Here is an 8,139-nt window from a genome sequence, read left to right on the forward strand (position 1 = left end):
GTCGAAGAAGGGTTCTCCCTCCGTCACGCTTGATAGCCGTAGATCCCTTGCGGGAGTAGGCAAGTCGGGAGATCCCACAACCCGTCAGATCCCGTCAAAACCGGCAAAAGCCCGGAGCTTGCGGGTACATTTGCGGGTNGGATTTTGGGCTTGAGCGCTCCACAAGGAGCTGGCACGTACTGGTAGCACCGATTGTTGCTGAGTCGCGTATTCATCAGATGTCGACTGCTGTTTCGCCTTGTGGCGGAGGCTGATGCATCCGGCGATTGATCAGCCTGTGCTGTATAGTTCAGTGCATGCTGACTATTGCTTCTCGACTCGACGTCATGAACCGGCTCGGCCGGGCCATGGCGGATCCGACGCGTTCCCGGATCCTGATGACCCTGCTCGAGGGACCGAGCTACCCGGCGGTGCTCTCGCGTGAGCTGGAGCTGACTCGCTCGAACGTGTCGAACCACCTCACCTGCCTGCGCGACTGCGGCATCGTGGTCGCTGAGCCGGAGGGTCGCCAGACTAGGTATGAGATCGCTGATCCGCACCTCGCGGCCGCTCTCATCGCGCTGGTGGATGTGACTCTGGCTGTCGACGAGCACGCTCCGTGCGTGGACTCGTCGTGCACCGTTCCGGGTTGCTGCGGAGCGGGAGCAGACGCGTGAGCGCGGCATGCGGCTGCGAGCACGAGCCGACGACCACGGCAGTCGATGAGAGCGAGGAGAAGGAGCGGCCCTGGTGGAGGGACCGCGGGATCATGGTGCCGGTCTTCTCCGGTGTCGCGTTCCTCGCTGGTCTGATCCTTGAGTGGTCCGGCATGGAGATCCCGGCACTGGTGCTGTTCTGGGTCGGCTTGCTGCTGGGCGCGTCGACGTTCACGCCGGGCGCGATCCGGAAGCTGTTCAAGGGCAAGCTGGGCATCGGGCTGCTGATGACGATCAGCGCGGTCGGCGCAGTCGTCCTCGGCTACGTCGAAGAGGCTGCGGCGCTGGCGTTCCTCTACTCGATCGCAGAGGCGCTGGAGGACAAGGCGATGGACCGCGCCCGCGGCGGGCTGCGAGCGCTGCTGAAGCTGGTCCCCGACACCGCGACCGTGCGCCGCGACGGCGCTTCGGTGGAGATTGCGGCGAAGGACCTCGCGGTCGGGCAGGTCATGGTGGTTCGTCCCGGCGAGCGGATCGCGACCGACGGAGTCGTCCGTGCGGGGCGCTCCAGCCTGGACACCTCGGCGATCACGGGCGAGTCGATCCCGGTCGAGGTCGAGCCCGGCGACGCCGTGTCGGCCGGCGCGATCAACAGCGCCGGTGCGCTGGAGGTCGAGACGACGGCGGCGGGCACCGACAACTCGCTCACGACCATCGTGGAGCTGGTGGAGCAGGCGCAGGCGGAGAAGGGCGAGCGAGCGCGCCTCGCGGACCGGATCGCGCGCCCGCTGGTCCCGGGCGTGCTGGTCCTCGCGGCCCTGGTCGCCCTGGTCGGCTCGCTGTTCGGGGACCCGGAGCTGTGGATCACCCGAGCCCTCGTCGTCCTCGTCGCCGCCTCCCCGTGCGCGCTGGCGATCTCGGTGCCGCTGACGGTGGTCGCGGCGATCGGCGCGGCGAGCAAGTTCGGCGTGATCATCAAGTCCGGCGCGGTGTTCGAGCGCTTCGGCACGGTCCGCCACGTCGCCGTCGACAAGACCGGCACCCTCANCGCAACGAGCCCGCCGTCACCGCGGTCCTCGCCGCGGACGGCGTGACCGACGCCCAGGCGCTGGCCTGGGCGGCTGCGCTGGAGCAGCACAGCACGCACCCGCTGGCCGCGGCGATCACCGCCGCAGCCCCCGGAGCCCAGGCTGCGGAGGGCGTGACCGAGCAGGCCGGGCACGGCATCGAGGGCAAGATCGACGGGACTCGGATCACCGTCGGCAGCCCCCGCTGGCTCGACGCCGGGGTGCTCGGCGACCAGGTCGCGGGCCTGGAGGAGCAGGGCATGACCGTTGTGATCGTGCACCGCGACGGGGCCCCTGTCGCCGCGATCGGCGTCCGCGACGAGCTGCGTCCCGAGGTCCCCGAAGTGGTGCGGACTCTCGCGGCGCAGGGCGTCGGGGTGACGATGCTCACCGGCGACAACGCCCGCACGGCACGGGCGCTGGCAGCGCAGGCCGGTATCAGCGACGTGCGCGCGGAACTGCGTCCCGAAGACAAAGCGACCGCGATCGGGGAGCTGTCAAAGGCGGGGTCGGTTGCAATGATCGGCGACGGCATCAACGACGCCCCCGCTCTGGCCGCCGCGGACATCGGCATCGCGATGGGCGCGACCGGCTCGGACGCGGCGATCGAGTCCGCCGACGTCGCGTTCACCGGCCACGACCTCCGCCTCATCCCGCGCGCGTTCGACCACGCCCGCCGCGGACGCCGCATCATCAACCAGAACATCGTCCTGTCGCTGCTGATCATCACCGCGCTGCTGCCGCTCGCGCTGTTCGGCGTCCTCGGACTCGCCGCTGTGGTGCTGGTCCACGAGATCGCCGAGGTCGTCGTGATCCTCAACGGACTCCGCGCCGCCCGCACGCGTACCCCACGGCTGGAGAGCTGATGCTTGCGACCATCGGCTCAGCGATCGGCTTGTTTGCTGCGACCAACATCGATGACATCGTCGTGCTGACCGTGCTGTTCCTGGCCTCCAGCCGAGGGAAGCCGCGACCGTGGCAGATCGTCGCAGGCCAGTACCTCGGGTTCATCACCCTCGTCGTGATCAGCGTGATCGCCGCGCACGGCCTGACCATCGTCCCCGACGAATGGGTGGGCTTCCTCGGCCTGATCCCGCTCGGCATCGGCATCTGGACCCTCGTGCGGGGCCTGCGACGCAACGGTGACGACGATGACGACGACGAGAAGATCACCGCGGTCGGGCTGTGGGGCGTCGCCGGGATCACGATCGCCAACGGGGCCGACAACATCTCCCTCTACACGCCGATCTTCCGCACCAGTTCGCCCGGCGACGTCGTCGTCATNATCGCGGTGTTCCTCGTCCTCGTCGCCGTCTGGTGCGCTGCTGGACGCCTGATCGGAACCCACAAGGCCGTCACCGAAACGCTTGAACGCGTCGAGCACTGGCTCGTACCCGTCGTGTTCATCGGCCTGGGCCTGTTCATCCTGATCGATTCCGGCGTCATCGTCCGCCTCGTCGAGGTCCTCGCATGACCCCGGACGCGGCTGCCGATGCTGAGCTGACGTCGGGAGAGCGGCAGCAGAGGGGGCGTTGGCGGCTCACGGCGGGGGCACTCGCGCTCGGCGGGCTCGTCCTCCTGATCGATCAGGGGACGAAGGCATGGGCGGAGGCCACGCTCACAGTAAGTGAGCGCCTCCCGCTGATCGGCGACCTGCTGGGCCTGCAACTCGCTTACAACCCCGGCGCGGCGTTCTCCTTCGGTGAGGGTTCCACCTGGGTGTTCGCGCTGGTGGCCGTCGCGGCCACCGTCACCGCGATCGTGTTCGCGTTCCGTGTCCGACACCCCGGGTGGGCGATCGTGATCGGCGCGCTTGGCGGGGCCGCCGCCTCCCACGCCGGCGACAGGCTTTTCCGTGCTCCAGGGTTCGCCCAGGGGCACGTCGTGGACTTCCTCGCCTACGGGAACTGGTTCATCGGGAACGTCGCCGACGTCGTGATCGTCACCGCCGCGATCGCCGGAGCGCTTCTGATGATCCGCGGCAACGAGAACTGAGAGGACCATCATGGAGATCATCCTGCAGTATTTCAACGGCTGCCCCAACTGGGAGGTGCTCGACCAGCGGCTCGCTGAAGTAGTCAACGACCGATCCGATGTCAGGGTCATACGTCAGCTGGTCGAGACCCCCGAGGACGCCGTGCGCCTCGGGTTCCACGGCTCCCCAACCGTGCTCGTCGACGGCATCGACCCGTTCGCCGACGAGCGTACCCACGTCGGGCTCGCCTGCCGGATGTTCCGCACGCCAGCTGGGATCGCCGGGTCGCCGACCGTCGAGCAGTTGCGCGAAGCGATTTCCGGCCCGGGCGCTGACGTGTGATGCTCGTTCAGGCGTGGTCGGAACGGAGTGCCGGATAGTCGGACCAGTCACCGCCGGCGAGACGCGACCATGCGGCGGCGGACGAGGTCGTGATGCCGAGGAGATCCGAGACGATCAGGGGATGCATTTGCCGGGTGAGCTCGATGAGCGCTGTGGTGCGTGCGCTTCCCGCGAGCAGGCCTTCGGCGCGAAGACGACGGCTCAGCGGGCCCGGGGTGAGGTGATTGCCTGGGTTCCGGCCGGGGAACAGCCATCCTTCAGGATGGTGCTTCGCGGCGTCGGCGAGATCGCTGATGGCGTCGCCAAGGATCTCGGGGAGCCCGATCGGCTCGGCCCCGACGGTCAGCGTGACGGGCCGCGAGCTCGTATCGATCTGTGTCCGGGTGATCGTGACGATGCGGGTCAGCTGGATGCCGTAGAGCAGTACGAGGAGCCCGGCTGCCCGGGTCTTCGGGTCCATGCCGGCATCCGACAGGAACTTGCGAGCCATCTGCCATCGGTGGTCGGAGGCGTAGCTTCGCCCTTCGAGGCGATGGGCTCGGAACTCGACTCGGAGGGTGCTCATCCGGTGCCGTCGTAGCCAGCGAGTGAATGGTGCCAGCGCGTCACGCTGGCTCGGTGAATCAGTCAGATATGCGTCGAGCCGGCGCTGCGGGTAGGTTGCCAGCGTCTCTTGCTGTGACCGAATCTCTCGAAGAAGCGCGGCGCAGTACTTCAGCGCGGCCCGTTGCCTTTGGAAGCCAGCGGCTGGACTCGATGTACTGCGGGGTACCGCTCGGAAAGCCCGGGTGGACCGGAGGAGCTCCCAGGTGCAGTACCGGCGCAGGACCAGCCGGTCCTCGGCATGTTCGATGCCCGCCAACCATCCATCGAGCCAGTGGTCGAAGCGCGTGCCTTCGACATCGATCTCCGGAAGCACTCCTGAGCGGACCAGAAGCGAGAGGAGGAACGCTACCGACTGTCCCGACCGGGCTCGGGTGATGATCGCCTCGGCGGTGAGTGGCAGGGTTCCGTCCGCGATCTCGCGGAGCACCATCGCGCACTTGCTCTTGTGCATCCAGCGTTCGAACGATGNCGGCTTTGCTGTGGTGCGTGAGCAGATAGTCCGCAAGGGGGTGGAGGTCCGCGCGGATCTCTCCCGCGTCGTCGGCGAGCAACTGCTGGATCGCGACGGGCCGGCGGCACTCGACGCAGAGATGATGCTTGCGGATCTCCTCGATCGAGCCACACCCAGGGCAGGCCATCGTCACCGGAGCGCCCGCGCAGTCGGCGCAGACCTTCTGACCGTTCATGAAACCGGTCAAGAACACCCTGCGCCCGCACTCGGGACAGGGCTGCGGTCTACGCATCGCGTAATAGCAGCGTGCGCATACCCGTCGCCCGTCAAGGTGGGAGGCGACCCGGCCAGGTTCTCCGCAGAGACCGCAGGTCTTGATCGGTGCGGTATAACAGGCCAGGCAGACGAGTTCCGGGCGGCGGACGATGATGGTCGCGTGCTGCCTGCACCGCGAGCAGTCACCGAACGATCGAGGGTCGGCTCGCCAGCATTCGCGGCAGAAGCGCTGTCCGTCGATCGTGCGCTGCACGGGTCGGACCCGGCCACAGGAAGCGCAGGAGACGGACCTGGCGTTCCGCTCGCAACGAGAGCAGTGCCGACCACCGCTCGGCGTCTTGTGGGGCATTCTCACCGAGCGGCCGCAGGACTCGCACGTCGGCAGCACTACCCGGTCTGCTCCTTCTTCTACCAGCGCGCGGGCCAGATCCTGGACGGTCACCGGCACATTCGCATGCCGCCCCTCGAGGACCCCAGGCTGCTTGATCAGCGCGAGCTCAAGAAGCCGCTGAGTGAGGGGCACTGGCGCAACCGAATGCACGATCTCAGCGAGACGCTCGGGCAAGATCTCGGGAACGAGGGGACGCACGAGGTCGATAACTTCCGTGACTCTCGGCTGCTGCGGAGGCTTGGCCACCGTGGCTACTTCGTACGCGGACGGCGGATGGTTGCGCGGACAGGACGGAGATCACCGATCGACCCGCGCGTCGCTTCCTCGCCCACGGCCACCGGGGTCGATGCCTCTCGGCGAGCGATTGTCACGAGATCGTCGAGTGAGCACTCCAGCGCATCGCACAACGCCGCCAACACGTCGAGACGCACCCGCTGAGGCGGTTGCGTCACCAGCCGATACACCTGCTCCCTGGACAGGTCGATCCCGCGTTCCTCGAGCAGTGGCTTCAGCTTGGAGGTCTGGAAGATCCCGCGCGAAGCCATCACTCTGCGGAGATTCCATCCGGTGTCGAGCTCAACGGTCATCAGCTTCTCCTTCGATGAGGGCCTTCAGTGCTTCCGCGAGCACCCGGTTCTTGTAGTCCGAACTGACGGAGGCGTAGATCGAGGTCGTCGAGGCGTGCATGTGCCCGACCTGCTCCTGGACGAATCGATCGGCATAGCCGAACTCCAGCAAATGCGTGACGTAGGAATGCCGGAGGCTGTGCAGCGTCAGATCCTTCGACAGGCCAGCCTCGTCCCGCAGCTCCGCGAACCTCCGGTCGAGATACCCGGCGGACAGACGCGTGCGACGCTCGGTCACCCAGAGCGCGTCAAGGTCAACTCCGGGCGCGAAGCGTTCCCGGGCCTGCTCGAGCCATTGCTGCATGCCCGGCACCCACCAGTCGAACTCCGGCACCAGCAGCACCGTCCGCCGCCGCGGCGCACCACCTCCTGCAGCCTTCGCCCACCGCACGTGTATCGCGCCGTAACGCCCCCACTGGCGCATCTTTGCGTTGTGGTGCAGGTCGACGGTGTCGAGCATCACCGCCTCCGTGCGGCGCAACCCGAACGCGTAGACCGTCTTCAGCAGTTGTGCGTCACGCAACGCCCCGAGAGCGCCCTTCCGGCCCGACGCCACGAGCAGCTCGACGCGAGCGTCGGCGGTGTCGAACAGGCGCTCGATCTCGTCGTACGTGAACGGGCGGCGTTTCCCGTCCCCCTCGAACTCAAACCGGTGCGCGACCGTGTTCCACGGCAGACACACCTGGGACGGGACCTCACCGAACTCCCGGTCGCAGATCTCCATCCAGTCGTACAACGGGTTCGTGAGGTAGTCGCAGAATCCCCGGATGGACCCGTGATTGGCGCGCATCGTCGACAGCGTGCGAGTGCGTCCGCCCGATTCCGCGGTGAACTCATCCACATCGGCGACCGTCCACCTCCACGGGGGCTTGTCCACGAAATCACGGAACCGCGACACCGTCGCCGTCCGATTTCGAATCGTTTGCTCGCGGAGCCCGCGTGACAACTGCTGGTTCCGCCAGCCCTCGATCATCGCGTTGAAGACCTGTTCCTCCGGGTTCGCCAATGCGACGTTCGACGCTGACGTGAGCAGCCGAAGCGCCGCTGCTGTCAGCAACCACGAGGATGTCGTGTGGCAACTGAAGGAGCAGGCTGGTTCGATCAGCGTGCAGACGGTCATGGGGATCCTCGGTTCGATGTCCGGCGACTTCGCCGGATTCGCAGGGGCTGCGGGTCAGGCGTTCGAGGTTGGCAATACGCAGTCCTTGAGAGCCGTTGTAGACCGGCTGAAGCTCGCCGGCGTCATCAAGCTGCAGCAGGGTGGACAGCCCAGAGATCGCTGGAAGCTGCGCATCGCTTAACCCCCTGCTACGGTCGCCACTACAAAGCTCGTCCTCGCTCTAGGCTCAGGTTCATGGAGCGGACCACATCGAGGGTCCGGATGGAGATCAAGATACGTCGGGATCTCTCGGGATCGCGCAGGGCTTCGCAGGACGTCGGTCGGGATCATTCAGGATCTGACGGGATCTCTCGGGATACGACTACGTGTCGGACGCGCGCTGCCTAGGCAGTATGACAAGTATTCACTCGAGGTGGGCTATGCCCACCTGACAAGGACCGTCATGCCTAGCGATTGGATGTAAACCTGAGGTTCTGCGCCGTCGTTAGACGTCATTCGATAGGCCAGTCGCCGGGCAATCCAGTACTACAGCGAGCAGATAAACCCCAGAATCACGAGGGTCTTCGTCTCACCTGCCTTGCGAGCGCGCCACGTACAGGCTTGGAGTGTCGGGATAGTTCGCAAAAAACCTTGCGGGTACATTTGCGGGT

8 protein-coding genes and 1 pseudogene are annotated in these 8,139 nt (G+C 66.7%); 6 read left to right on the forward strand and 3 right to left on the reverse strand.

Features of this window, described 5'->3' with window-relative positions; all coding sequences use genetic code 11:
• The first annotated feature begins 296 nt into the window (after nt 1-296).
• From cmtR to ID132_RS07055, 5 genes and pseudogenes are all read left to right on the forward strand, one after another.
• A complete protein-coding gene (cmtR, locus tag ID132_RS07035; RefSeq protein WP_026936347.1) occupies nt 297-656 on the forward strand; it encodes a Cd(II)/Pb(II)-sensing metalloregulatory transcriptional regulator CmtR in 360 nt (119 codons plus the stop codon).
• Nucleotides 653-2,568, forward strand: a pseudogene (locus ID132_RS07040) (heavy metal translocating P-type ATPase). Before cmtR ends, ID132_RS07040 begins: the two are co-directional and overlap by 4 nt.
• Nucleotides 2,568-3,176, forward strand: coding sequence for a cadmium resistance transporter (locus tag ID132_RS07045; protein ID WP_193128228.1), 609 nt, complete (start codon nt 2,568-2,570; stop codon nt 3,174-3,176). The pseudogene ID132_RS07040 and the gene ID132_RS07045 overlap by 1 nt, the downstream one beginning before the upstream one ends.
• Entirely contained in the window at nt 3,173-3,697 is a 525-nt protein-coding gene (locus ID132_RS07050) for a signal peptidase II (RefSeq protein WP_026936350.1), read from the forward strand. Before ID132_RS07045 ends, ID132_RS07050 begins: the two co-directional genes overlap by 4 nt.
• A gap of 10 nt (nt 3,698-3,707) precedes the next feature.
• Nucleotides 3,708-4,019 carry a thioredoxin domain-containing protein gene (locus ID132_RS07055; protein ID WP_026936351.1) on the forward strand — a complete coding sequence of 104 codons (312 nt, stop codon included), beginning with the start codon at nt 3,708-3,710 and terminating at the stop codon, nt 4,017-4,019.
• A gap of 7 nt (nt 4,020-4,026) precedes the next feature.
• Here ID132_RS07055 and ID132_RS07060 read toward each other — a convergent pair whose 3' ends face one another.
• The 3 genes from ID132_RS07060 to ID132_RS07070 all read right to left on the reverse strand — a co-directional run bounded on the left by ID132_RS07060 (nt 4,027) and on the right by ID132_RS07070 (nt 7,375).
• A complete protein-coding gene (locus ID132_RS07060; RefSeq protein ID WP_235988370.1) occupies nt 4,027-5,052 on the reverse strand; it encodes a hypothetical protein in 1,026 nt (341 codons plus the stop codon).
• A 942-nt stretch (nt 5,053-5,994) separates the two neighbouring features.
• Nucleotides 5,995-6,330, reverse strand: a complete 336-nt coding sequence (locus ID132_RS07065) for a helix-turn-helix domain-containing protein (protein ID WP_026936353.1) — start codon at nt 6,328-6,330, stop codon at nt 5,995-5,997.
• The gene (locus ID132_RS07070; RefSeq protein WP_131491372.1) at nt 6,320-7,375 is read right to left on the reverse strand and encodes a tyrosine-type recombinase/integrase; all 1,056 of its coding nucleotides are present in this window, start codon (nt 7,373-7,375) and stop codon (nt 6,320-6,322) included. The genes ID132_RS07065 and ID132_RS07070 overlap by 11 nt, the downstream gene beginning before the upstream one ends.
• Between ID132_RS07070 and ID132_RS07075 the strand changes: the two genes are divergently transcribed.
• Complete coding sequence (locus tag ID132_RS07075) at nt 7,347-7,670, forward strand: hypothetical protein (protein ID WP_165875373.1); 324 nt, start codon at nt 7,347-7,349, stop codon at nt 7,668-7,670. The two genes, ID132_RS07070 and ID132_RS07075, sit on opposite strands and share 29 nt — an antisense overlap.
• Nucleotides 7,671-8,139 lie beyond the last annotated feature (469 nt).

This window comes from Gulosibacter sediminis, assembly GCF_014904065.1.
Lineage (GTDB): Bacteria > Actinomycetota > Actinomycetes > Actinomycetales > Microbacteriaceae > Gulosibacter > Gulosibacter sediminis.